This is a genomic window from Achromobacter sp. 1011811831 (assembly GCF_059760905.1).
Map to the genome: position 1 here is coordinate 1 of NZ_JCBANG010000104.1, position 20,197 is coordinate 20,197.

General features: G+C 70.4%; 23 protein-coding genes. 9 read left to right on the top strand and 14 right to left on the bottom strand.

Translation table 11 applies throughout. The features are described 5' to 3' along the window. The first annotated feature begins 211 nt into the window (after window positions 1-211). Complete coding sequence (locus AC6LJ9_RS26680; RefSeq protein ID WP_498149882.1) at window positions 212-637, top strand: GNAT family N-acetyltransferase; 426 nt, start codon at window positions 212-214, stop codon at window positions 635-637. A gap of 24 nt (window positions 638-661) precedes the next feature. On the opposite strand, the gene AC6LJ9_RS26685 is transcribed toward AC6LJ9_RS26680, so the two are convergent. Further along, window positions 662-1,567, bottom strand: a complete 906-nt coding sequence (locus AC6LJ9_RS26685; protein ID WP_498149883.1) for a LysR family transcriptional regulator — start codon at window positions 1,565-1,567, stop codon at window positions 662-664. A gap of 162 nt (window positions 1,568-1,729) precedes the next feature. Between AC6LJ9_RS26685 and AC6LJ9_RS26690 the strand changes: the two genes are divergently transcribed. The 5 genes from AC6LJ9_RS26690 to AC6LJ9_RS26710 all read left to right on the top strand — a co-directional run bounded on the left by AC6LJ9_RS26690 (window position 1,730) and on the right by AC6LJ9_RS26710 (window position 6,388). Next, window positions 1,730-2,950 carry an MFS transporter gene (locus AC6LJ9_RS26690; protein WP_498149884.1) on the top strand — a complete coding sequence of 407 codons (1,221 nt, stop codon included), beginning with the start codon at window positions 1,730-1,732 and terminating at the stop codon, window positions 2,948-2,950. An 89-nt stretch (window positions 2,951-3,039) separates the two neighbouring features. Further along, entirely contained in the window at window positions 3,040-3,567 is a 528-nt protein-coding gene (locus AC6LJ9_RS26695; protein ID WP_498149885.1) for a 2,4'-dihydroxyacetophenone dioxygenase family protein, read from the top strand. Between the two features lie 138 nt (window positions 3,568-3,705). Then, window positions 3,706-4,683: a tripartite tricarboxylate transporter substrate binding protein gene (locus tag AC6LJ9_RS26700; protein WP_498149886.1), complete on the top strand. Its 978-nt coding sequence runs from the start codon at window positions 3,706-3,708 to the stop codon at window positions 4,681-4,683. Window positions 4,684-4,701: 18 nt separating this feature from the next. Next, on the top strand, window positions 4,702-5,436 hold the full coding sequence (locus AC6LJ9_RS26705) for an SDR family NAD(P)-dependent oxidoreductase (RefSeq protein ID WP_498149887.1): 735 nt from the start codon (window positions 4,702-4,704) through the stop codon (window positions 5,434-5,436). A 130-nt stretch (window positions 5,437-5,566) separates the two neighbouring features. Beyond that, window positions 5,567-6,388 (top strand): IclR family transcriptional regulator, encoded by an 822-nt coding sequence (locus AC6LJ9_RS26710; protein ID WP_498149888.1) that lies wholly within the window; start codon window positions 5,567-5,569, stop codon window positions 6,386-6,388. Between the two features lie 69 nt (window positions 6,389-6,457). Here AC6LJ9_RS26710 and AC6LJ9_RS26715 read toward each other — a convergent pair whose 3' ends face one another. The 6 genes from AC6LJ9_RS26715 to AC6LJ9_RS26740 form a co-directional block, all read right to left on the bottom strand. Next, window positions 6,458-7,417 carry a DMT family transporter gene (locus AC6LJ9_RS26715; RefSeq protein WP_498149889.1) on the bottom strand — a complete coding sequence of 320 codons (960 nt, stop codon included), beginning with the start codon at window positions 7,415-7,417 and terminating at the stop codon, window positions 6,458-6,460. 159 nt (window positions 7,418-7,576) lie between these two features. After that, on the bottom strand, window positions 7,577-8,443 hold the full coding sequence (locus AC6LJ9_RS26720; RefSeq protein WP_498149890.1) for an AraC family transcriptional regulator: 867 nt from the start codon (window positions 8,441-8,443) through the stop codon (window positions 7,577-7,579). A 23-nt stretch (window positions 8,444-8,466) separates the two neighbouring features. Further along, a complete protein-coding gene (locus tag AC6LJ9_RS26725) occupies window positions 8,467-9,795 on the bottom strand; it encodes an RNA polymerase sigma factor (protein ID WP_498149891.1) in 1,329 nt (442 codons plus the stop codon). Then, window positions 9,792-10,202, bottom strand: coding sequence for a VOC family protein (locus AC6LJ9_RS26730; RefSeq protein WP_103274718.1), 411 nt, complete (start codon window positions 10,200-10,202; stop codon window positions 9,792-9,794). Before AC6LJ9_RS26730 ends, AC6LJ9_RS26725 begins: the two co-directional genes overlap by 4 nt. A 159-nt stretch (window positions 10,203-10,361) precedes the next feature. Continuing rightward, window positions 10,362-10,778, bottom strand: a complete 417-nt coding sequence (locus AC6LJ9_RS26735; protein ID WP_498149892.1) for a YciI family protein — start codon at window positions 10,776-10,778, stop codon at window positions 10,362-10,364. 184 nt (window positions 10,779-10,962) lie between these two features. Continuing rightward, window positions 10,963-11,952: a D-2-hydroxyacid dehydrogenase family protein gene (locus tag AC6LJ9_RS26740; protein WP_498149893.1), complete on the bottom strand. Its 990-nt coding sequence runs from the start codon at window positions 11,950-11,952 to the stop codon at window positions 10,963-10,965. Window positions 11,953-12,040: 88 nt separating this feature from the next. Here AC6LJ9_RS26740 and AC6LJ9_RS26745 point away from each other — a divergent pair, with 88 nt between their 5' ends. After that, window positions 12,041-12,967: a LysR family transcriptional regulator gene (locus AC6LJ9_RS26745; protein ID WP_498149894.1), complete on the top strand. Its 927-nt coding sequence runs from the start codon at window positions 12,041-12,043 to the stop codon at window positions 12,965-12,967. Window positions 12,968-13,084: 117 nt separating this feature from the next. On the opposite strand, the gene AC6LJ9_RS26750 is transcribed toward AC6LJ9_RS26745, so the two are convergent. From AC6LJ9_RS26750 to AC6LJ9_RS26775, 6 genes are all read right to left on the bottom strand, one after another. Further along, the gene (locus tag AC6LJ9_RS26750; RefSeq protein ID WP_498149895.1) at window positions 13,085-13,438 is read right to left on the bottom strand and encodes a YciI family protein; all 354 of its coding nucleotides are present in this window, start codon (window positions 13,436-13,438) and stop codon (window positions 13,085-13,087) included. Window positions 13,439-13,551: 113 nt separating this feature from the next. Then, window positions 13,552-13,743, bottom strand: a complete 192-nt coding sequence (locus AC6LJ9_RS26755; protein WP_498149896.1) for a helix-turn-helix transcriptional regulator — start codon at window positions 13,741-13,743, stop codon at window positions 13,552-13,554. 171 nt (window positions 13,744-13,914) lie between these two features. Further along, window positions 13,915-14,301 carry a hypothetical protein gene (locus AC6LJ9_RS26760; RefSeq protein ID WP_498149897.1) on the bottom strand — a complete coding sequence of 129 codons (387 nt, stop codon included), beginning with the start codon at window positions 14,299-14,301 and terminating at the stop codon, window positions 13,915-13,917. Window positions 14,302-14,483: 182 nt separating this feature from the next. Continuing rightward, window positions 14,484-15,419 carry an OmpA/MotB family protein gene (locus AC6LJ9_RS26765; protein WP_498149898.1) on the bottom strand — a complete coding sequence of 312 codons (936 nt, stop codon included), beginning with the start codon at window positions 15,417-15,419 and terminating at the stop codon, window positions 14,484-14,486. Then, the gene (locus AC6LJ9_RS26770) at window positions 15,416-16,282 is read right to left on the bottom strand and encodes a motility protein A (RefSeq protein WP_103274712.1); all 867 of its coding nucleotides are present in this window, start codon (window positions 16,280-16,282) and stop codon (window positions 15,416-15,418) included. Before AC6LJ9_RS26770 ends, AC6LJ9_RS26765 begins: the two co-directional genes overlap by 4 nt. A 235-nt stretch (window positions 16,283-16,517) precedes the next feature. After that, window positions 16,518-17,126: a GNAT family N-acetyltransferase gene (locus AC6LJ9_RS26775; protein ID WP_498149899.1), complete on the bottom strand. Its 609-nt coding sequence runs from the start codon at window positions 17,124-17,126 to the stop codon at window positions 16,518-16,520. A gap of 98 nt (window positions 17,127-17,224) precedes the next feature. Between AC6LJ9_RS26775 and AC6LJ9_RS26780 the strand changes: the two genes are divergently transcribed. Further along, complete coding sequence (locus AC6LJ9_RS26780) at window positions 17,225-18,787, top strand: NYN domain-containing protein (RefSeq protein ID WP_498149900.1); 1,563 nt, start codon at window positions 17,225-17,227, stop codon at window positions 18,785-18,787. Between the two features lie 31 nt (window positions 18,788-18,818). Here the strand turns inward: AC6LJ9_RS26780 and AC6LJ9_RS26785 are convergent, their stop codons facing one another. Beyond that, window positions 18,819-19,613 (bottom strand): AraC family transcriptional regulator, encoded by a 795-nt coding sequence (locus AC6LJ9_RS26785; protein WP_498149901.1) that lies wholly within the window; start codon window positions 19,611-19,613, stop codon window positions 18,819-18,821. Window positions 19,614-19,729: 116 nt separating this feature from the next. Here AC6LJ9_RS26785 and AC6LJ9_RS26790 point away from each other — a divergent pair, with 116 nt between their 5' ends. Next, window positions 19,730-19,981 carry a hypothetical protein gene (locus AC6LJ9_RS26790; RefSeq protein ID WP_498149902.1) on the top strand — a complete coding sequence of 84 codons (252 nt, stop codon included), beginning with the start codon at window positions 19,730-19,732 and terminating at the stop codon, window positions 19,979-19,981. The last annotated feature ends 216 nt before the right edge of the window (window positions 19,982-20,197 follow it).

Below are 20,197 nucleotides of genomic sequence, written 5' to 3' on the forward strand. Positions count from 1 at the left end.
GACTGCGGGTGCTGCCGCTGGCCGCGCCGGTGCGCCGCCGCTTCGGGCTGGCCGCGTCGCGGGCGGCGGCGGACACGCCGGCGGTGCGGGCATTGTTCGCCACATTGCAGGCGCATGACGGCTTGGCCTGAGCGGCGTCCGCGCCGCCCGCCGCCGGTCATGTGGCGGACATGCGGGCGTCATATCGTCTGCGCTTTTTGGAGAGCGGGCCATGCGCATTCGGGACGCGGAAATCAAGGACGGCGCGGCGATCGCCGCCTTGCTGGGCGAACTGGGCTATCCCGGCACGGAGCATTTTTCCGCCGACAAGATCGCGCGCATCGTCGCGCATCCGGACGCACGCCTGCTGGTCGCGCAAGCCGGGGACGGCGGCGTGCTGGGTTTCATCGGCCTGCATTTCATCGTGCAGCTGGCCTTGCCGGGCGACTTCTGTCGCATCACGTATTTCTGCGTGGGCGAGGCGGCGCGCGGCCTGGGCGTGGGCCGCGAGCTTGAAGAGACAGCCGCGCGGCTTGCGCGCGAGCGTGGATGCGACCGCATCGAGGTGCATTGCCACGAGCGCCGCGTCGACGCGCACCGCTTCTATTACCGCCAGGGGTACGAGGAGTCGCCGAAGTACCTGATGAAGCGCGCATGACGCCGCTCGTCGAGGCAACAGGGCTCAGGCCAGCGCCTGCAACGATTCCCGGAACGCCCGCGCCGCCGGTCCCAGCGGCTGGTCAATGCGATGCGCCAGATAGGTCTCGACGGCGACCTGGCTGCCCCGGCCCAGGCTGCTGGTGGGCAGCCGCAGCAGGCGGCCCTCGGCCAGGTCGCGCTCGGCCTGCCACAGCGGCAGCCGGCCCCAGCCCAGGCCGGCCAGGATCATGGCGTGCTTGGTGTCCTGGCCGCTGACGCGGCAGGTCTGCGGCGACAACACGGCGAAATCGCGGCCCTGGCTCAACGGCGAGGCATCGGTCTGCACGATCTGCACATGGTCGGCCAGCTCGGCCGGTTCCAGCATCTGCCCGGCGACGACGCGGCCGGCCAGCGCATGGCCGGCGCCGACCACCGCCACCATCTGCACCGAGGACAGCGCTTGCACCGCGATGCGCGGGTCGCGGAAATGCTCGCCGGCGATGATGCCCAGGGCGTGGCTGCGGTCCAGCAGGGCGGCGATCGGGCCGCCCAGCGGCAGCACCGTGACGCGCGGCGCCACTGACGGGTAGGCCGCGCGCATGCGGCACAGCGCGGCGCCCACCTGGGCGATGGGAAACAGCGTATCGACGACCAGCGGCAGTTCGAGTTCGACGCCTTCGCCCAGCCCCTGCGCGCGCGCCCGCATGGCGTCGACCCGCAGCAGGATGTCGCGGGCATTGGCCAGCAGCGCCTGGCCCTGCGGCGTCATGACGGGCCGCCGGCCCTGGCGGTCGAACAGCGATACGCCCAGTTCGGATTCCATGTTGGCGATGGCATGGCTGACGGCCGACTGCACCCGCGACAGCTGGCGGGCGGCGGCGCGGAAGCTGCCGGCATCGGCCACGGCGGCGAACACGCGCAATTGGTCCAGGGTGAGGGCGTCCAGCATGGTCGTCAGTGATCTACGGAATCGATCGGTTGCGTCAAAAGATTATCACTTAACAGGATCGCCACGGACGGGCATGCTGGCGGCTTCGATACGCGGACACAGAAGGCGGCGATGGACCAGAACGAGACCCGGACGGCCCGGGCGCGGGAGACGGAGCAGGGCATGGGGCGGACAGGCGACGCGCAGGGCGGGACGCCGGTGGGCACGCGCTGGGCGGCGGTGCTGGCCATCGTGGGCGCGGGCGTGGTGGCGGCGCTGCAAGTGGGCAAGGTCATCATCGCCGCGCCGCTGTTGCGGCGGGACATGGGGCTGGACCTGGCCGCCGTCGGTTCGCTGACGGCGGTGTTCTCGGTGCTGGGCATGGTCGGCGGCATCGCGGCCGGCGGCGTGATCGCGCGCTTCGGCGCGCGCCGCATGCTGCTGCTGGGGCTGGCGGCCACCGCGCTGGGCACGGCAGCCGGCGCGGCGGCGCCGGGCTACGGGGCGCTGCTGGCCTCGCGCGTGCTTGAAGGGCTGGGTTTCCTGATGATCACCGTGGCGGGTCCGGCGGCCTTGCAGCGGCTGGTGACACCGGCGCGGCGCGACCTGGCCTTCGCGCTGTGGAGCTGCTACATGCCGGCGGGCATGGCCGTCGCCATGCTGGCCTCGCAGGCCTTCGCGGACTGGCATGCATACTGGTGGTGCGCGGGCGCGGCGGCGCTGCTGGCGCTGGCCTGCGTGGCGCTGCTGGCGCCGCCGTCCGCCACCGGCGCCAGCCTGTCCTGGCGCGGTCTGCGGCAGGACACGGTCGACACGCTGGGCACGGCCGGCCCGGTGCTGTTGTCGCTGACCTTCATGCTGTACAGCCTGATGTTCTTCGCGCTGTTCAGCTTCCTGCCGGTGCTGCTGATGGAGCGGCTGGGACTGTCGCTGGCCCAGGCCGGCCTGTACAGCGCCATCGCCACCGCCGCCAACGTCATCGGCAACCTGGGGGCGGGCATCCTGCTGGCGCGCGGCTGGCGGCGTTCGACGCTGATCGCGATCGCCTGCGCATCGATGGCCCTGATCGCCTTGCTGATCTTCCGCTCGGGCGCGCCGGCCATGACGATCTTCCTGCTGTGCGTGGCATTTTCGGCCGTTGGCGGCCTGATTCCGGCCACGTTGCTGGGCTCGGCGCCGCTGCTGGCGCCCAGGCCGGCGCTGGCGGCGGCCTCGGTCGGCCTGGTCATGCAGGGCAGCAACCTGGGCCAGGTGATCGGGCCGGTCACGGTGGGCGCCGTGATCGATCGTCACGGCTGGCCCAGCGCCGCCTGGGTGGTGGTCGCGGCCGGCGCGGGCGGCCTGCTGATCGCCTGGGGGCTGCGCCGCCTGGGGCGGCGCGCGTCGCAAGCGGCGCGCTTGTAGCCGCTACGGGTTTTCATCAATTCCCGCGCGGCTTGGGCCGCCTACAATCATCCATATTGTGAATAGATGTCCACAATATGGATAAAAATATGCCCATAGAGACACCCGACCAGACCCCCTTGATGCCCTACCAGTACCCGAATCCGCCGGACGCGCTGCCGGAGATCGTGGTGCCTCACGCCATCCCGCAGGACGAGCGCCTGTGGGTGCCGCAGGCCGATAACGTGTGGTTCCGGCCGCTGTGCCTGAACGCCAGCCAGGGTTACTGGATGAACCTGCTCAGGGTCCGCAAGTCCGGCGTGCTGAGCCGCCACCGCCATCCGCAGGCCGTGCACGGCTTCGTGCTCAAGGGACGCTGGCGCTACCTGGAACACGACTGGGAGGCCGTGGAAGGCAGCTATGTGTTCGAGCCGCCCGGCGAGACCCACACGCTGTACGTGCCCGAGGACGTCGAGGAAATGATCACGTACTTCCAGGTCAACGGCGTCATGTACTACACGGATCCCTGGGGCAAGGGCATGGGTTTCGAGGACGTGTTCACCAAGATCGAGATGTGCCGCAAGCACTTCGAGGCGGTCGGCCTGGGCGCCGGCTACGCCGACCAGTTCATCCGCTGATCCAGTCCGGCTGGCGCCGTGGCGCCGCACGCCAGCCGCCGCATTGCAGGCGCCGCCCGCGCGGCCGCCCGGCCATCCTTCATCCGGATCCGCGCCGCGCATCACCACAGCACAAGACCAAAGAGCAAGGGAGACAAGATGAGTGAGCACAATATGCGGCGCCGCGTCCTGGCGCGCGGCGCGGCGGCGATGGCCGCGCTGGCGTTGCTCGGCGGGCCGGCCGTGGCGGCGGATTTTCCCGGCCGCCAGATCGAGCTGATCGTGCCGTTCCAGCCCGGCGGCGGCACCGACGGCGTGGCGCGCGCCTTCGCCGAGGCGGCCCGCACGCACATTCCGCGCAGCATCGTGGTGCTGAACAAGCCCGGCGCCAGCGGCGCCATCGGCTGGACCGAGATGATCAACGCCAAGCCCGACGGCTACAAGCTGGCGGTGGTGACGGTGGAGCTGGTCACGCTCAAGCCCATGGGGCTGGCGAAGTTCAACCAGGACGACATCCAGCCCATCATCCAGTTCAACGCCGACCCGGCCGCCATCACCGTGCACGCGGACGCGCCCTGGAACACGCTGCAGGAGTTCCTGGCCGACGCCAGGAAGACGGCGGGCAAGGTGTCGGTGGGCAATGCCGGCAACGGCTCGATCTGGCACTTCGCGGCGGCGGCGCTTGGGGAAAAGACCGGCATCGAGTTCAACCACATCCCGTTCCAGGGCGCCAGCCCGGCCGTGCAGGCCTTGCTGGGCAAGCACGTGGACGCGGTGGCCGTCAGCCCGGCCGAGGTGGCGCAATACGTGCTCGCCGGCAAGCTGAAGATGCTGGGCGTGATGGCGGACCAGCGCGTGAAGAACTTCGACAAGGTGCCCACGTTCAAGGAAATGGGCATAGACCTGAGCCTGGGCACCTGGCGCGGCATCGCCGGGCCGAAGAACCTGCCGCCGGAAGTCCTGGCCTATCTCAAGGCCGAGTCGCGCAAGGCGATCGACGAACCGGCCTTCCGCGAGGTGCTGGATAAGCAGTACCTGGGCTTTTCCTATGCCGACGACAAGGGCTTTCGCGACAACATGACGCGCGACGCGGCCGTCTTCACCGAACTGGTGAAGACGCTGCCCATGAAGAACTGAGTCCGGCGCGAGGAACGCATGCAAGCGATGGACATCACGTATCGGCAGGACATTTTCGCGGGCAGGACGGCCCTGGTGGCCGGCGCGACCCAGGGCATCGGCGCGGCCATCGCCAACCAGCTGGCGGCGATGGGCGCCCGGGTGGTGGCGCTGGGCCTGGGGCCGGGCGACGGCACGCTGGACGCCTCGGTGCGCACGCGCCAGGCCGACGTCACGCGCCAGCAGGAGGTGGACGCGGCGCTGGCCGACTTTGACCGGCTCGACATCCTGTTCAACTGCGCCGGCATTATCAAGCGCGGCCAGGAGCACGACCCGGACGTGTTCCAGCAGGTGCTGGACGTGAACCTGACCGGCACCATGCGGGTCTGCGCCGCCGCGCGGCCCGCGCTGAAGGCGGCGCGTGGCTGCATCGTCAACACGGCGTCGATGCTGACGTTCTTCGGCGGCGGACTGGTGCCCGGCTACGCCGCCAGCAAGGGCGGGGTGGGGCAGCTGACCAAGTCGCTGGCGATCGCCTACGCGCCGGACGGCATCCGCGTCAACGCGGTGGCGCCCGGCTGGATCGCCACGCCGCTGACCCAGGCGCTGCAGGACGACCCGGCCCGCGCAGGGCCCATCCTGGCGCGCACGCCGCTGGCGCGCTGGGGCTCTCCGGAGGATGTGGCGCGGGCGGCGGTATTCCTGTGCACGCCGGCGGCGGGCTTCATGACGGGCGTGGTGCTGCCGGTGGACGGGGGATACATGGTGGCCTAGCGCCGCTTGCCGCGTCCTCCGGCCCTTGCTTGGCCGCGCGGACGGGGCGGCGGGTTATGCTGTCCCGCCTTTCCGTCCGCTTTCTTTATCCGCGCGGCAGCAGCCGCGCCCGGATACACAGGTTCCTCGCATGTCTTCCGCCACGCCCGCTTCCGCTTCCCACACCGCCGACAATGGCGTCGCGGGCACCGCCGCGTTTTCCAAGTTCATGCGCGTGCTGCAATGGGTGGCGGACAATCCCGAGCCCGTGGGCATCGCCGAGATCGCCAAGGCCACCGGCTTTCCGCGTCCCACCGTGCACCGGATCGTGGCGGCGCTGACGGCCGAGCGGCTGCTGGTGGAGATCGGCGCGACCCGCAGCTGGACGCTGGGCCATCGCCTGGTGCAACTGGCCAGCCGCAGCTGGAGCCGCTCGGGCCTGCGCACGGCCGCGCGCGACGCCCTGCGCGCGCTGCGTGACGAAACCGGCGAAACCGTGCACCTGGCCGTGCCCTCGGGCCTGTGCATGGTCTATATCGAAAAACTGGAAAGTCCCAGCGCGGTGCAGATGGCCTCGCGCATCGGCACCAGCGTGTGCCTGCATTCCACCGCCGTGGGCAAGGCCTACCTGGCGGCGCTGGCGCCGGACGCGGCGGAATCGCTGCTGGGCCAGATCGGCTACGAGCGGCAGACGCCGCAGACCATCGCCGACGCCCATGCGTTGCGCAAGCAACTGCTGGACGTGCGCGCTTGCGGCTGGTCGACGGACGCGCAGGAGAACGAGCAGGACATCCATTGCTTCGGCGCGGCGGTGCGCGACGCCGGCGGCCGTCCGGTGGCCGCCGTCAGCGTCAGCACGCTGGCGTTCCGGCAGAAGCCGGACATCCAGGCCAGCTACGTGGCGCCGCTGCTGCGCGCCTGCGCGGCGATCGGCCAGCGCCTGGCCGAGAATCCCAACCTGGCCTACGCCTAGTCTGCAAGGGACGTTCCGACTAGTGTGCTGTCCCGTAGATGCGTGCGGGGGTATCTGCGGGGCAGCACACTAGGCCTGCGCCGGCACCGGCTCGGGCTTGACGCGCACGGCGCGCAACACGCCCACGATCAGGCAGCCGATGCCGATCAAGGTCAGCGGCTGCGGCATCTGGCCGCGCAGCATGTAGGCATAGGCCAGCGCCGCCAGCGTCTCGAACACGATCAACTGCCCGGCCAGCGCGGTCGGCAGGCGCTGGCTGGCCTCGTTCCAGCACAGCGTGCCCAGCCACGACGCGAACAGGCCGATGGCGGCCATCAGCGCCAGGAACACTTCGGGGCGCGGACCCAGCGGCATGGGAAAGGCGTTGCCGGTCGCCGCCATGCCGGTCCACAGCAGCGCGTAGCCGGCCAGGGCCAGCGGCAGCGTGGCCACGCCCTGGGCGGTGGCCCAGGTGCGCGGGCTGCGGTCGGGATGGGCGCGCAGCCAGTCGGCGTTGCGCAGCGGATACCAGGTCCAGCAGGCCACGGCGGCCAGCGCCAGCAGCGCGCCCAGCGCGTAACGGCCCAGGTCGGCGTCCGGATCCTGGCGCAGCGCCTGCAGTTCGACCTGGTTGACGCAGGCGATGCCCAGCGCGATCAGCGCCAGCGACGGCGCCAGCCGCTTCCAGGGCAGCCGCCCGTCACGGCGCGCGTTGCGCAGGTTGGCGCTGACGGCGATCACCACCGGCAGCGTGCCGATGATCATGGTGGGCACCGGCCCGCCGGCGCGCTGGATGGCGCTGGCCAGGCACAGGTAGTACAGCAGGTTGCCGATGGCGGCCAGCTTCAGCGCCTCGATCCAGTCGGCGCGGCCCAGCTGGCGCAGCGCGCGCCGGTCCAGCCAGGCCAGTGGCAGCGCGATCAGGCCAAAGGCCAGGTAGCGGGCCACCGATTGCAAGGCCGCCGGATACTCGGGCAGCAGCAGCGGGCCCACGAACACCAGCCCCCACATCAGGCCGGCGGCCAGGGCGTACAGGGTTCCAGCCCACATAGAATCACTCCGGTTCCAGACAAGGAAAACGCGGTCAGTCTATCGGCGGCAGGAGAGGACGGTCTTGTACCAGATTGCTGCGCGGGCGTTGGCGGCGCATTTCCGCGATCGCGTCCGCAGCGCAGTCCGGCATCCGCGCCTGTTCGGCGATCCGCGGTCTCAGGCGCGCATCTGCTTCTGGTAGCGCGCGGGCGTGACGCCGTAGCGCCGGGCGAAGGCGCGCGTCAGGTGGGCCTGGTCGGTCAGGCCCGCCGCCAGCGCGACCTGGGCGGGCGGTTCGCCGGCGGCCAGGCGGCGCTTGGCCTCGAACAGGCGCAGCGCCATCAGCATCTGCTGCGGCGTGGCGTGGCAATGCGTCTGGAAGCTGCGCAGGAAATGGAAGGGGCTCAGGCCGGCCTCGCGCGCCAGCTCTTCCAGCGTCAGCCGGCGCGACAGATGCGCGCGCATGTAGTCGATGACCGGCGCGAAGCGCGGCGCGCCCTCGGCCCGGACCGGGCGCGGCACGCGGGCGTGGCGGCGGAATTCGGCCAGCAGCGCGTGCAGGGCGCTGTCGAAGGCCAGCGGCTCGCGCGCGCGCCACAGGGTGTCGAGCAGGGCGGTGACGCGCGCGGCGCTGGCCGTGTCCAGGCCCACGGCCGTGTCGAACCACCAGCCGTCCTCGCCCGTCACGCGCGCGACCACGTCGGCGTCGATGTAGGCCATGCGGTAGCGCCAGCCGCCCTCGGTCTCGGCGCGGCCGGTGTGCAGCTCATCGGGATTCATCAGCACCACCGAGCCGGACGGCGCCAGGTGGTCGGCGCCGCGGTAGCGGAAGCGCTCCACGCCGGATTCGATGGCGCCCAGCCCGAAGGCGTCGTGGGTATGGGGCTCGAAGGCGTGGCGGATGATGTGGGCGCGGTACAGCTCCACGCCGGGCCGGTGGCCGGGGCGGCGGAATTCGGCGCGGTCGTCCGGATGGTCGAATGCGTCCGGCACGCCCGCCATGGCGGGCGCGGGTTCGTCGGGGGCGGCGGGAACGGGGCGCATGACGGCATTTAAGCACGCGCGCGTCAGGCCGGGCCGTCCCGCATCTGCGCCGCGCGGGCCAGCAGCAGCTCGCGTTCGCGGGCGTTGCGGGTCATGCCGGCGGCGCGTTCGAAGGCCTCGCGCGCCTCGGCATGCCGGCCCAGCCTGGCCAGCAGGTCGCCGCGCACGCTGGGCAGCCAGTGGTAGTTGGCCAGCGCGCCCTCGGCCTCCAGTGCGTCGACCAGGTCCAGCGCGGCCTGCGGGCCGAAGGCCATGCCGACCGCCACCGCCCGGTTCAACTCGGCCACCGGCGAGGGCATGGCCTGGACCAGCGCGTCGTACAGCGCCACGATGCGCGGCCAGTCGGTATCCTCGGCGCGACGGGCGCGGGCATGGCAGGCCGCCAGCGCCGCCTGCAGCGCGTAGGGGCCGAGCGCGCCGCCCAGCGACTCGGCGCGCGCCAGCGCGGCCAGTCCGCGTCGGATCAGCAGCAGATCCCAGCGGGCGCGGTCCTGGTCCATCAGCAGCACGGGCCGGCCCTGGGGGTCGGCGCGGGCGGCCAGGCGCGAGGCCTGCAGCTCCATCAGCGCGACCAGGCCGTGCGCCTCGCTGTCGCCGTGCGCCAGTTGCGCCAGGATGCGGCCCAGGCGCAGCGCCTCGTCGCACAGCGCGGGCCGTGTCCAATTCTCGCCCGACGTGGCCGAATAGCCTTCGTTGAAGATCAGGTAGATCACTTCCAGCACCGAGGCCAGCCGCGCAGCGCGCTCGCCCGGGCCGGGCACTTCGAACGGCACGCGCGCGGCGGACAGGCTGCGCTTGGCGCGCACGATGCGTTGCGCGATGGTGGACTCGGAGGCCAGGAAGGCGCGCGCGATCTCGGCCGTCGACAGGCCCCCCAGCAGCCGCAGTGTCAGCGCCACGCGCGCCTCGGTGGACAGCAGCGGATGGCAGGCCGTGAAGATCAACCGCAGCAGATCGTCGCCGATATCGTCCTGGCGCGCGGCGTCCAGCGCGTCGACGAAGTCCGGTTCCACGTCGGCCTCCAGCGCCTGCAGCTCGTGGCCGATCTGTTCGTGCTTGCGGCTGTGCAGCGCGTCCAGCCGCAAGCGGTCGCGGGCGCGGTTCTTGGCGGTGGTCATGAGCCAGGCTCCGGGATTGTCGGGCACGCCGGACGCGGGCCAGCGCTCCAGCGCGGCGACCAGCGCATCCTGCGCCAGCTCCTCGGCCAGGCCGACGTCGCGCACCAGCCGTGCCACGCCGGCGATGACGCTGGCGGCCTCGATCCGCCAGACCGCCTCGATGGCGCGGTGGGTGGCCAGCGCGGCCGGACTGTCCGGCGCGCCGGCGTCGGCCGAGGGCTTGTTGCCCCTCATGCCTGCGGCGGCACCGCGCCCGGCTCCATGTACACCAGCTCCCAGACGTGGCCGTCCAGGTCCTCGAAGCCGTGCGAATACATGAAGCCGAGATCCTGCGGGCTGCGCGGCACCGCGCCGCCGGCGGCGCGCGCGCGGGCCACCAGCTCGTCGACATGGGCGCGGCTGTCGCAGGACAGCGCCACCAGCACCTCGGTGGATTGGTGGGCGTCGGCCACCGGCTTGCCGGTGAAGGTCTTGAAGAAATCCGTGACCAGCAGCATCACGAACAGATTCTCGCCAGCGACCAGACAGGCGCCCTGGTCATTGGTGAACTGCGGATTGAACTCATAGCCCACGCTGCGGAAGAAGGCCTGCGATTTCTTCATGTCGCGGATCGGCAGGTTGACGAACATATGCTTGTGCATGGCAATTCCTCGTGTCTGATGTCGAAAGAAAAAACGATCTTCAATACGCCCGGCCCGCCCCGGACCGGGGTCGCACGGAGCCGGCTCCGCCGGTCCGTAGCGACGCCCCTGGGGGAGCGCGTAGCGCTCGGGGGGGACCTCTACTTCGGGGGGGACCTCTTACTGTTGTCCGTTGCCCGGAATGTCGCGGAAGCGTTCGATGGCGGGACTCGGCGCGAAATCCTCCAGCTCATACAGCTGCCGCACCTCGACCGAGCAGGGCTGGCCGGGGAAGGGCGAGGGAAAGCGCTGCGCCCATTGCATGGCTTCCTCGCGCGAGCGGGCCTGGATCATGGTGTAGCCCGCGATCAGCTCCTTGGTCTCGGCGAAGGGGCCGTCCAGCACCTTGCGTTCGCCCTGGGCATCGTACTGGACGCGCCAGCCCTTGGATGAGGGCAGCAGGCCGTTGGCGTCCAGCAGCACGCCGGCCTTGGACAAGGCCTCGTGGTAACTCACCATCGCGGCAAGCAGGCTTTCTTCCGGCATGCGGCCGGCTTCGCTGTCGGCGGTGGCGCGGACCATGATCATGAATCGCATTTCTGAGTCTCCAGGAGGGAAAGATCCAGGCCCGGATCCGGGCTTGGATCCGGGCTTGTACTGGCACGACGAACGGAGAGGATGCAGATCGACAGTCCGCTTGTATTCCTGGGGTAAACCCCTAGAAAAAAATCCCGCGACGGGTGTCGCGGGACGGGGCGATACGGGTTCAGGGAACGGCGCGCTAGGCGCCGCCAGGCCTGGTCGCCAGCACTTCCGGATTGACCACATGGATCGGTTTGCCGGCGGCATAGGACACGATCTGGTCGAACACGTCGGAGAACTGGGTCTCGTATTCGTCCTCGGTGACATAGCCGATGTGCGGCGTGCAGATCACGTTGGGCAGGTTCAGGAGCGGATGCCGGGTGTCGCGCAGCGGCTCTTCTTCGTACACGTCCACCGCCGCCATGCCGGGCCGGCCGGCGCGCAGCGCCTGTTCCAGCGCGCCCGGCGCGATCAGGCCGGCGCGGCTGGTGTTGACCAGCAGCGCGCCGGGCTTCATGCGCGCCAGGTCATCGGCCGTGACGATGCCGCGCGTGTCCTTCACCAGCCGCATGTGCAGCGACAGCACGTCGCAGGCCTCGAAGAAGGCGGCCTTGTCCGGCGCCGTGTCCCAGCCATCGTCGCGGGCGCGCTGGCGCGAGGCCTCGCGGGCCCACACCAGCACCTTCATGCCGAAGGCCGCGCCGTAGCGCGCCACTTCCGCGCCGATGCGGCCATAGCCGTAGATGCCCAGGGTGCGCCCGCGCAGCGTGCGGCCCACGCCGATCTGCCAGTCGCCGGCCTGCAGCGCCTTCATCTGCTGCGGGATCTGGCGCATGGCGGCCAGCGCCAGTCCCCAGGTCAGCTCGGCGGCGGCATAGGACGGCGTGCCGGCGTGCTGGTTCGAGGACACGATGACGCCATGCGCGGTACAGGCGGCGATGTCGATATGTGGATAGACGCTGCGCTGGCTGATCAGCTTCAGACGCGGCAGCCGGGCGATCAACGGCGCCAGGATCTGGGTGCGCTCGCGGATCAGCACCAGCGCGTCGGTGTCGCGCAGCCGCTCGGCCAGCGCGTCCGTGTCCTGCACATGGTCGTTCCACACCGTGACCGCGTGGCCGTCCAGCTTGCGGAAACAGGGCAGGCCCCGCAGCGTGTCGAAGTAATCGTCGAGGATGGTGATGTTCATGTCGGTCTCCCAGGCTGTGCCGGCATTGTGGACGCGGCGCGCGGCGCACGTAAAATGAAATTAATTGCCCAATTGATGCATTTTTCTCATGAAAATAGATGTGCTCGGCGTGCAGGCTTTCGTCGCGGTGGCGGACCACAAGAGCTTTCGCCGCGCGGCGGGCGAGCTCAGCATCACCCAGACCGCGCTCAGCCGCCGCCTGCAGAACCTGGAGTCCTTCCTGGGCGTGCGGCTGGTCGAGCGCAGCACCCGCTCGGTCGCGCTGACGCCGCCAGGCGAGAGCTTCCTGCCGCAGGCGCGCCGGCTGCTGACCGACCTGGCCGCCGCGCTGACCGAGATCCGCGAAACCGGCAAGGCCAGGCGCGGCGACGTCACCATCGCCTGCGTGCCGACCATCGGCGTGCACTACCTGCCGCAGATCCTGCAGCGCTACAGCGCCGATCATCCACAGAACCGCGTCAAGGTGCTGGATCACTCTTCGGCGGCGGTGGCCCAGGCGGTGCTGACGCGCGAGGCGGAGTTCGGCATCAACATCGCCGAGTCGCATCCGCCCTCGCTGGAAAGCGTGCCGCTGCTGCAGGACGACTTCGTGCTGATCTGCCGCGACGACCATCCGCTGGCGGGCCATGAGGCGCTGCCCTGGAAGGCGCTGGAAGGACACCGGCTGATCTTTCCTGGCGCCAGCAGCAACAACCGGCCCCTGCTGGACCATGCGCTGGCGGAAAGCCAGCTGGAGCTGTCAGCGTTCTACGAGGTGCAGCGCAGTTCGACGGCCGTCGGGCTGGTGGCGGCGGGCGCCGGCATCGCGGTGGCGCCCAGGCTGGCCTGGCAGGCGGGCTCGTATCCGGGCCTGCGCGTGGTGACGCTGCACACGCCGACGGTCAGGCGCACGTTTTCGTTGCTGAGCCGCAAAGGCGCGGTGCTGTCGCCGGCGGCGCAGGCGCTGCACGACCTGATCCTGAAGCATGGCCGGCAGGCGCCGGCCAGGTCCCGGCGCGGCGGCAAGGGCGGCTGAGGCGGCTACAGGGGGAGACAGGGGGAGACAGGGGCCGCCGCGAGCGGGCCGGGCGACCAAGGGGCTGCAACGCAGCAACCTCAACGCAGCAACCTCAACGCAGCGGCCGAAGCCGCCTCAAAGAAAACACGGACCCAGCTCGCGCACTTCCACGGTGGCCCAGGCGGCGGCCGGGCATTCGGCGGCCAGCGCCAGCGCTTCCTCGCGCGTGTCGCAATCCAGCAGGAAGAAGCCGCCGATCATTTCCTTGGCCTCGGCGAAGGGGCCGTCGATCACGCTGCGCTCGCCGTCGCGCACGCGCAGGCGCACGCCCTCGGCATCGGACTTCAGCGATTCGGCGCGTTGCAGCAGGCCGCGCTCGTTCAGGCTTTCGGCATAGCGCAGCATGGCGCCATAGGCCTCGCGGCCTTGTTCGGGCGTGCGCTCGGCGCGCTGGCCGACAGGTTCGACGATCAGGAGCAGATAGGGCATGATTTTCCGTGGCGGACGCGACCCCAGACCAGGCCGGCAGGCCGTCAGCTTAACGCCGTTTGCCGCGCGCGGGGAGGCGGCAAGCCGCGGCCGGCGGGTACGCGCGCCGGCGCTCAACCTTCCTGGAACACCGCCTCGATGGCCATGCCGAAGACCCGCGCGATGGCAAACGCCAGCGGCAGGCTGGGATCGTAGCGGCCGGTCTCGATGGCGTTGATCGTCTGGCGCGACACGTCCAGCCGCTCGGCCAGCGCAGCCTGGCTCCAGCCGCGCTCGGCGCGCAGATCTCGGATGATGTTCTTCATCGCCGGGCCGTCCGCTGGTGAAGAGGGGCCCCCTTTTGGGGGCAGCAAGCGCACAAGGTGCGCGCGGCGTGGGGGGCAATCTTCATCGCCGGGCCGCCCCAAGATGAAGAGCGCCCCCCTCGGGGGGGCAGCAAGCGCACAAGGTGCGCGCGGCGTGGGGGGCAACCCTCTTCATCGCTGGCGCAGGTGGCTGATCAAGGTGGCGCCGGTCCAGGACGCCGCCATCAGCGGCCAGACGTAGAACATGCTCAGGCGCGGCAGGCCGGCGATTTCCAGGAAGCCGTAGGTGAAGGTGCACCCGGCGGTGACGGCCGCTGCCACCGCCAGATGCTCCAGCGTGGTCTTGCGCACGTACTCGTCCGACAGGCGAATCTGGCGCACCATGGCGCGCACGGCCAGCAGCACCGCCAGCATCGGACTGGCCAGCAGCAGCGTGCGCGTGACGCCGGACGCCATGCCGTGGCTCAGCCACAAGGACAGGATCAGCAGCAGGATGTAGAGCGCGAGGGCGATCGCCAATTCGCGCAGATAGCGGCGTTGGGCTTGGAGGCGGTTCATGTGGATCTCTGTCGAAATACGGAAGTCGATGCGGGGCAGGCAGACAGCCATTGCCATGCGAGTGGTGTAAAGCATGCTTGACATTGTGGACGCCGATTATCGCCATGTCAAGGATGCTTTACATCCGACTCCGAAAGAAAAGCCGGCCCCTGGGCCGGCTGGTTTCGTGGGACAGCGGATGTTCAGGACTTGGCCGGCGCGGGCGCCTCTGCGGCCTTGGGCGGCTGCGTGATGTCCATGATCAGCTCGACGCGGCGGTTGGCGGCGCGGCCGGCCGGCGTTTCGTTGCTCTCGATGGGCCGTGTCTCGGCATAGCCCACCGCGCGCAGGCGTCCGGCGGTCACGCCGTCGCGCACCAGTTCGCGCAGCACGCTGGTGGCGCGGCTGCTGGACAGCTCCCAGTTCGAGGCGAACTGGCGGGTCTGGATCGGCACCGTGTCGCTGTGGCCCTCGACCGAGACCTGGTACTCGTTCTTGTTCAGGATCGCCGCCAGCCGCTTGATCACGTCCAGCCCGGCGGGGCTGAGCGTGGCCTGGCCCGAGGCGAACAGCAGCTCGTTGCTGATGCGAAAGCTCACTGACTGCTCGTTGACGATCACGTCCACCGATTTGCCCAGGTCGGCCAGTCCCAGCGATTCCTTGGACGGGGCCTTCAGCGGCGGGGAGGCCTCGGCGACGATCTCGCCGTCGGTCCCGGCGGCGGGCGCGGACGCCTGGGCCGTGGCCGGCGCCTCGGGCGCGGCCCATTCGGGCGGAATGGCGACCTTGTCGAACTCGGAATATTCGCCGTCGTAGGCGGGCAGGCCGCTGGTGGCCAGCGAGCCGACCAGCTCGACCGGTTGGCTCTCGCCGGCGAAGCCGTGCAGGCGCGAGATGGCCAGCATCACCACCAGCATGGCCAGCAGCAGCGTGATCAGGTCCAGGTAGCTGAGCAGCCAGTTCTCGGAATCATGCTCGGTCGCCTCGTCCACGTGCCAGCGGGCGTAGCGGTCCTTGCCGCCGGCGCTCTTGCTCTGGCTCATGCGCCAGCCGCTGTTCTCGGCGGCCTTCTGCGCGCGTAGCTGGGCCTGGCGGGCCAGTTCGATCCGCTGCGCCAGGGAGGGGGAAATCAGGCTCATTGGCGCGCGGCGGCGGGACGGGCGATGGACACGGGACGGGCGCCGGCCTTGACCTGGCCTTCCGTCCTGGCCGGCTGCGCGGCGGGGGCGCCGCCGTCATAGATCTCGTCCTCGACGTGCATGACGAAGGAATTGAGGGTCTCGCGCACGACGGCGGGGCCGCGCTTCTCGCACATCATGGCAATGCCTTGCAGCACCATGTTCATGGATTCGACGCGGCGGGCGGTGCGGCGCTCCAGCTTGACCGCGATGGGCTTGCACACCAGGTTGGCCAGCAGGATGCCGTAGAACGTGGTCATCAGGCCAATCGCCAGCTGCTGGCCGATGGTCTGCATGCTGCCGTCGCCCAGGATGGCCATCAGGTTGATCAGGCCCACCAGCGTGCCCAGCATGCCGAAGGCCGGGGCGAAGGTCGCCATGACGCGGAACATCTGCGCCTCGGCCTGCTCGCGCGCGCGCAGCCGCGCCACGCGCCATTGCAGCAGCTCGATGATCTGGTCTTCGGGCGTGTTGTCGATGATGAGCTGCACGCCGGTGCGCAGGAAGGGGTTCGAGACCTTCTTCAGCTCCTGCTCGACCTTGTGCACGTCGGTGTTCATCCACAGCTGGGCCATGTTCACCAGCTCGTCGATGTCGCGTTGCTGGTCGTGCTGGTCGTTGCGGAATACGGTGCGCACCAGCTTGAACACGCGCACCACCTCGGACAGCGGGTAGGCGATGAAGAGCGCGGCGCAGGTGCCGCCCAGCACGATGGCCAGGCCCGGCAGGTTGAAATACATGCCGGGGTTGGTGGCGGACAGCGCCACCACGATGATCAGGGTGAGCAGGCCGACGGCGGCCCCGATGACGGTAGACGGATTCATGGATCTGGCCCGAAGGGAAGGCGCTGCGCGGACGCAGCGCTGGATGCTGGGGCATTCTATCCAGGACGGGCCGTCTTCAATCGGCGGGAAAACGGGGCGAAAAGGGCGGTAAGCGGCGGCTTGGCGCGGGTCGCGAAGCGCGCGGGCGCCGTGAGTAAATCAGGGACGCATGTGGCGGAAGGCGGTCGCCGAAGCCTGCTGTGCCTGCCCGCGTTCGCAAGGCCATCCCTTGCCGTCAGCGGTTGCGGCGCGCGAGCCACTCCTCGCGGCTGATTTCCCACAGCTCGCTCGGATGGCGGCCGCTGACATAGCCCCGTTCCTCGGTGCGCAGCAGCCGCATGCCGGATTTCTCGGAGATGCGGCGCGAGGCGGCGTTGGGCGCGGCCTTGGGCGCCCGCAGCAGCGGTTTGCCCAGCGTCTCGAACCAGTAGCCGGTCACGGCCTCGCAGGCCTCGCTCATGTAGCCCCGGCCCTGCCAGGCCGGCGCCAGCCAGAAGCCGCGATGATTGTCCGGCTCGTCGTCCATCAGGCTGATCACGCCGATCAGCGCCTCGGGCGCGGCCTGCTCGCGGATCGACCAGTGCCACTGCTGGCCGCGCGCCATGGCGGGCAGGGCCAGGTTCTCGACGAAATGGCGCGCGCCGTCGGGCGGATAGGGCCAGGGGATGTGGTCGGCCAGGTAGCGCACCACTTCCCATTGCGGAAACAGGCGCTGGATGGCGTCGGCGTCCTCGCGCGCCAGCGGGCGCAGGATCAGGCGGGGAGTGAGCAGGACGGGCAGGTCTGGGGCGGGCATGGTGGAGGTGGGCGTGGCGCGCGAAATGGCGTGAGCGCGGATATGCAAGAAAGCGGGCGCGGAAACGGGGCGCGCCCAGGGGAAATGTATATCATGACGGCCTGAGCGACGCGTCCGCGCGGCCGTCGCGGCATTGGAGAATGACTGTGAATACCCCCAACGAAAACGTCAGCATGGCGCTTTTCTGCGACTTCGAGAACGTGGCGCTGGGCGTGCGCGATACCCGCTACCAGAAGTTCGACATCCGGCCGGTGCTGGAACGCCTGCTGCTCAAGGGCAGCATCGTGGTCAAGAAGGCCTATTGCGACTGGGAGCGCTACAAGGAATTCAAGGCCCCCATGCACGAGGCCAATTTCGAGCTGATCGAAATCCCCCACGTGCGCCAGTCCGGCAAGAACTCCGCCGACATCCGCCTGGTGGTGGACGCGCTGGACCTCTGCTACACCAAGTCCCACGTCAATACCTTCGTCATCATCAGCGGCGATTCCGACTTCTCGCCGCTGGTGTCCAAGCTGCGCGAGAACGACAAGAAGGTGATCGGCGTGGGCGTCAAGCAGTCCACCTCCGACCTGCTGATCGCCAATTGCGACGAATTCATCTTCTATGACGACCTGGCCCGCGAAGGCCAGCGCGCCGCCGAATCGCGCCGCGACAGCCGCGACAGCCGTGGCGCCGGCGGCGGCCAGCGCCGCACGCCGGAAGAGGAGCGCCGCCGCAAGGAAGAACAGGAAGCCCGCAAGACCCAGGCGGTCGAGCTGGTGGTCGAGACCTTCGACGCGCTCATGGCCGAGCGCGGCGACGGCGACAGGATCTGGGCCTCGGTGCTGAAGGACGCGCTCAAGCGGCGCAAACCCGATTTCAACGAGTCCTACTACGGCTTCCGTGCCTTCGGCAACCTGCTGGAAGAGGCGCAGTCCCGTGGTTTCCTGGATGTGGGCCGCGAGGAAAAGTCGGGCACCTATGTGTACCGCGACAGCGCCCAGGGCCGTCCGGCGCCGCGCCAGGGCGTGCGCGCCGCGGCCTTGCAGCCGGCGGATGATGCCGTCGTCGCCGCGCAGGAAGCTTCCGCCGAACCGGCGCAAGGCGCCGCGCGGGGTTCGCGCGGCGGCCAGCAGGAGGGCGCCAAGGGCCGGTCGGGCCGCGATCGCAAGCGCGGCGGCCGTCGCGACGCCGAGCATGCGCAGGATGATGGGGCGGCGGATGGCGACCGCGAACCGGCGCAGGACGCCGCGCGCGCGGCCGCGTCCGTGTTGCCTTGGGAGGATGCTGGATCCTGGGAAGGCCAGCAGGCGGAAGCGGGAGACGATTCCCGCGCCAACGCCGGCTTCGCGTCCGCGCGGCCGTCGCAAGCCGCGCCGGATTTGCGTTCGGATGCCGCCGCGCATGCGCAGGATGACAGCCACGCAACGCAGGATGGTTCGGCCGATGCCGACACGCCTGCCGTCGTTCAACCGACCGCGAAATCGGCCGCCCAGCGCGCCGCCAAGACCCCGCGCCGCGCCGCCGGCCGGGGCAAGGCCGCCAAGACGGCGACGGGCGACGCCATGGCCGCCGACGACGACGGCGCGACGGGCGACAAGGCCGGCGCTGCCGCGCCGGCGCCTGCCGCTACCGCCGACGCGCCGGCGCCGGACGAGGCCAAGCCCGCGCGCAAGACCGCCGCGCGTCCGCGTCGTCCGCGCAAGACGGCCGCGTCCTCGGACGCCTGAGTCCGGTCGCGCCGTCCGGCGCAAGGGGCGGCTACGCCCCGTCCGGCGCGTAGCGTCCCGGCGTCACGCCATGCTCGCGCTTGAACATGGCGATGAAGGCGCTGACGTTGTCATAGCCCAGGTCCAGCGCCACCGTGGTCACGGCGGCGCCCGCCGCCAGCATTTCCAGCGCCCGCATCAGGCGGGCGCGCTGCCGCCACGCGCTCAGCGACAGGCCTGTCTCCGCCAGGAAATGCCGCGCCAGCGTGCGCGGCGCCATGCCGATCCAGTCGGCCCATTGGGCCAGCGTGCGGGTGTCGGCGGGATCGTCCGACAGGGCCAGCGCCAGCCGCTGCAATCGGGCTTCGGCGGGCAGCAGCAGCGCGCCGGCCGCTTGCGGCTGGTCGCGGATCTCGTCGCGGATCACTTCGACCACGCGCCGGCGCGGCGCGTCCCGCGCATCGCCGTCCCAGGCGGCCGCGCGCTCCACGGCGGCCAGCAGCAGGGCGGACGCCGCCAGCGCGCGCGGCGCCGAGGGCAGGCCGGCGCAGGCCGCCGGGCTCAGGTACACGCTGTAGCCCGAGTACGGCCCGTGCGAGCGCAGCCCATGCGGCCAGCCCGGAGGAATCCACACCGCCTGCGAGGGCGGCGCGACCCATTGCCGGTCGCCGGCATAGACCGTGATCAGGCCCCGGCGCGCGCCCAGCAGCTGGCCGCGCGCGTGGCGGTGCATGGCGGTGTCGCGCAGCTCGGCATCATCGCGTCGCACGGCGATGGCGCGCGGACCGCGCGGGGAACGCGCCAGGGCGGGATCGAGCAGGGGAGCGGGCGGAGTCGGCATTGGCATGAATACGGTATTGAATGACCTGAATGCGGCAGTTTTGCCGGCGTGACGCTCCTATCGTAGCGCCAGTGCCCGCAGCGCGCGCCATCACGGCGGCCCGGGCGCGGCAAGGAGCCGACATGAAAGCGCAAGACGTATTGCCTGATGATGCGAACCACGGCGAATTCCAGGGCGTGATGGTGCGCAAGGGCACGGTGGGCGCGTTCCTGGCGAATGCGCGCGCCTGGTGCGACGCCGCCGCAACGCCGGAGCGCCGCGAGGCCGCCGGGCGCGACATCGCACAGGCCTTGCCCGCTTTGCGCGCGCTGGGCCTGTTCGAGGTGCTGCAGCTGCGCGATCCGGCGCTGCGGGCCTGGGTCGAGGCGCATTAGGCTGATAGGGCGACCGGATCGGTGGCGGCGTCGGCGGGGAAAGGGATCGAATAAGGCGGCGCCATGCCGGCTGGCGGCGGTCGCTGCCGTGCGTCCGTGGCGCGATGCGTTGACCGTCCCTGGTCTATCATCCCGAGTTTGCGGCGGGGGGGGGGGGGGGGGGCCCCTGCTGTTTTTCTTTTACACATTCAGGTGCCCGCGGGTTAGAAAAAAAGG

Excerpts from the sequence above, each read along its gene's own strand:
- AC6LJ9_RS26735 (WP_498149892.1), bottom strand. The coding sequence starts at position 10,778 with ATGCGATTCATGATCATGGTCCGCGCCACCGCCGACAGCGAAGCCGGC.
- AC6LJ9_RS26705 (WP_498149887.1), top strand. The coding sequence starts at position 4,702 with ATGCAAGCGATGGACATCACGTATCGGCAGGACATTTTCGCGGGCAGG.
- AC6LJ9_RS26740 (WP_498149893.1), bottom strand. The coding sequence starts at position 11,952 with ATGAACATCACCATCCTCGACGATTACTTCGACACGCTGCGGGGCCTG.
- AC6LJ9_RS26765 (WP_498149898.1), bottom strand. The coding sequence starts at position 15,419 with ATGAGCCTGATTTCCCCCTCCCTGGCGCAGCGGATCGAACTGGCCCGC.
- AC6LJ9_RS26695 (WP_498149885.1), top strand. The coding sequence starts at position 3,040 with ATGCCCATAGAGACACCCGACCAGACCCCCTTGATGCCCTACCAGTAC.
- AC6LJ9_RS26725 (WP_498149891.1), bottom strand. The coding sequence starts at position 9,795 with ATGAGGGGCAACAAGCCCTCGGCCGACGCCGGCGCGCCGGACAGTCCG.
- AC6LJ9_RS26770 (WP_103274712.1), bottom strand. The coding sequence starts at position 16,282 with ATGAATCCGTCTACCGTCATCGGGGCCGCCGTCGGCCTGCTCACCCTG.
- AC6LJ9_RS26760 (WP_498149897.1), bottom strand. The coding sequence starts at position 14,301 with ATGAACCGCCTCCAAGCCCAACGCCGCTATCTGCGCGAATTGGCGATC.
- AC6LJ9_RS26750 (WP_498149895.1), bottom strand. The coding sequence starts at position 13,438 with ATGCCCTATCTGCTCCTGATCGTCGAACCTGTCGGCCAGCGCGCCGAG.
- AC6LJ9_RS26755 (WP_498149896.1), bottom strand. The coding sequence starts at position 13,743 with ATGAAGAACATCATCCGAGATCTGCGCGCCGAGCGCGGCTGGAGCCAG.
- AC6LJ9_RS26790 (WP_498149902.1), top strand. The coding sequence starts at position 19,730 with ATGAAAGCGCAAGACGTATTGCCTGATGATGCGAACCACGGCGAATTC.
- AC6LJ9_RS26730 (WP_103274718.1), bottom strand. The coding sequence starts at position 10,202 with ATGCACAAGCATATGTTCGTCAACCTGCCGATCCGCGACATGAAGAAA.
- AC6LJ9_RS26710 (WP_498149888.1), top strand. The coding sequence starts at position 5,567 with ATGTCTTCCGCCACGCCCGCTTCCGCTTCCCACACCGCCGACAATGGC.
- AC6LJ9_RS26745 (WP_498149894.1), top strand. The coding sequence starts at position 12,041 with ATGAAAATAGATGTGCTCGGCGTGCAGGCTTTCGTCGCGGTGGCGGAC.
- AC6LJ9_RS26720 (WP_498149890.1), bottom strand. The coding sequence starts at position 8,443 with ATGCGCCCCGTTCCCGCCGCCCCCGACGAACCCGCGCCCGCCATGGCG.
- AC6LJ9_RS26690 (WP_498149884.1), top strand. The coding sequence starts at position 1,730 with ATGGGGCGGACAGGCGACGCGCAGGGCGGGACGCCGGTGGGCACGCGC.
- AC6LJ9_RS26680 (WP_498149882.1), top strand. The coding sequence starts at position 212 with ATGCGCATTCGGGACGCGGAAATCAAGGACGGCGCGGCGATCGCCGCC.
- AC6LJ9_RS26785 (WP_498149901.1), bottom strand. The coding sequence starts at position 19,613 with ATGCCAATGCCGACTCCGCCCGCTCCCCTGCTCGATCCCGCCCTGGCG.
- AC6LJ9_RS26700 (WP_498149886.1), top strand. The coding sequence starts at position 3,706 with ATGAGTGAGCACAATATGCGGCGCCGCGTCCTGGCGCGCGGCGCGGCG.
- AC6LJ9_RS26715 (WP_498149889.1), bottom strand. The coding sequence starts at position 7,417 with ATGTGGGCTGGAACCCTGTACGCCCTGGCCGCCGGCCTGATGTGGGGG.
- AC6LJ9_RS26685 (WP_498149883.1), bottom strand. The coding sequence starts at position 1,567 with ATGCTGGACGCCCTCACCCTGGACCAATTGCGCGTGTTCGCCGCCGTG.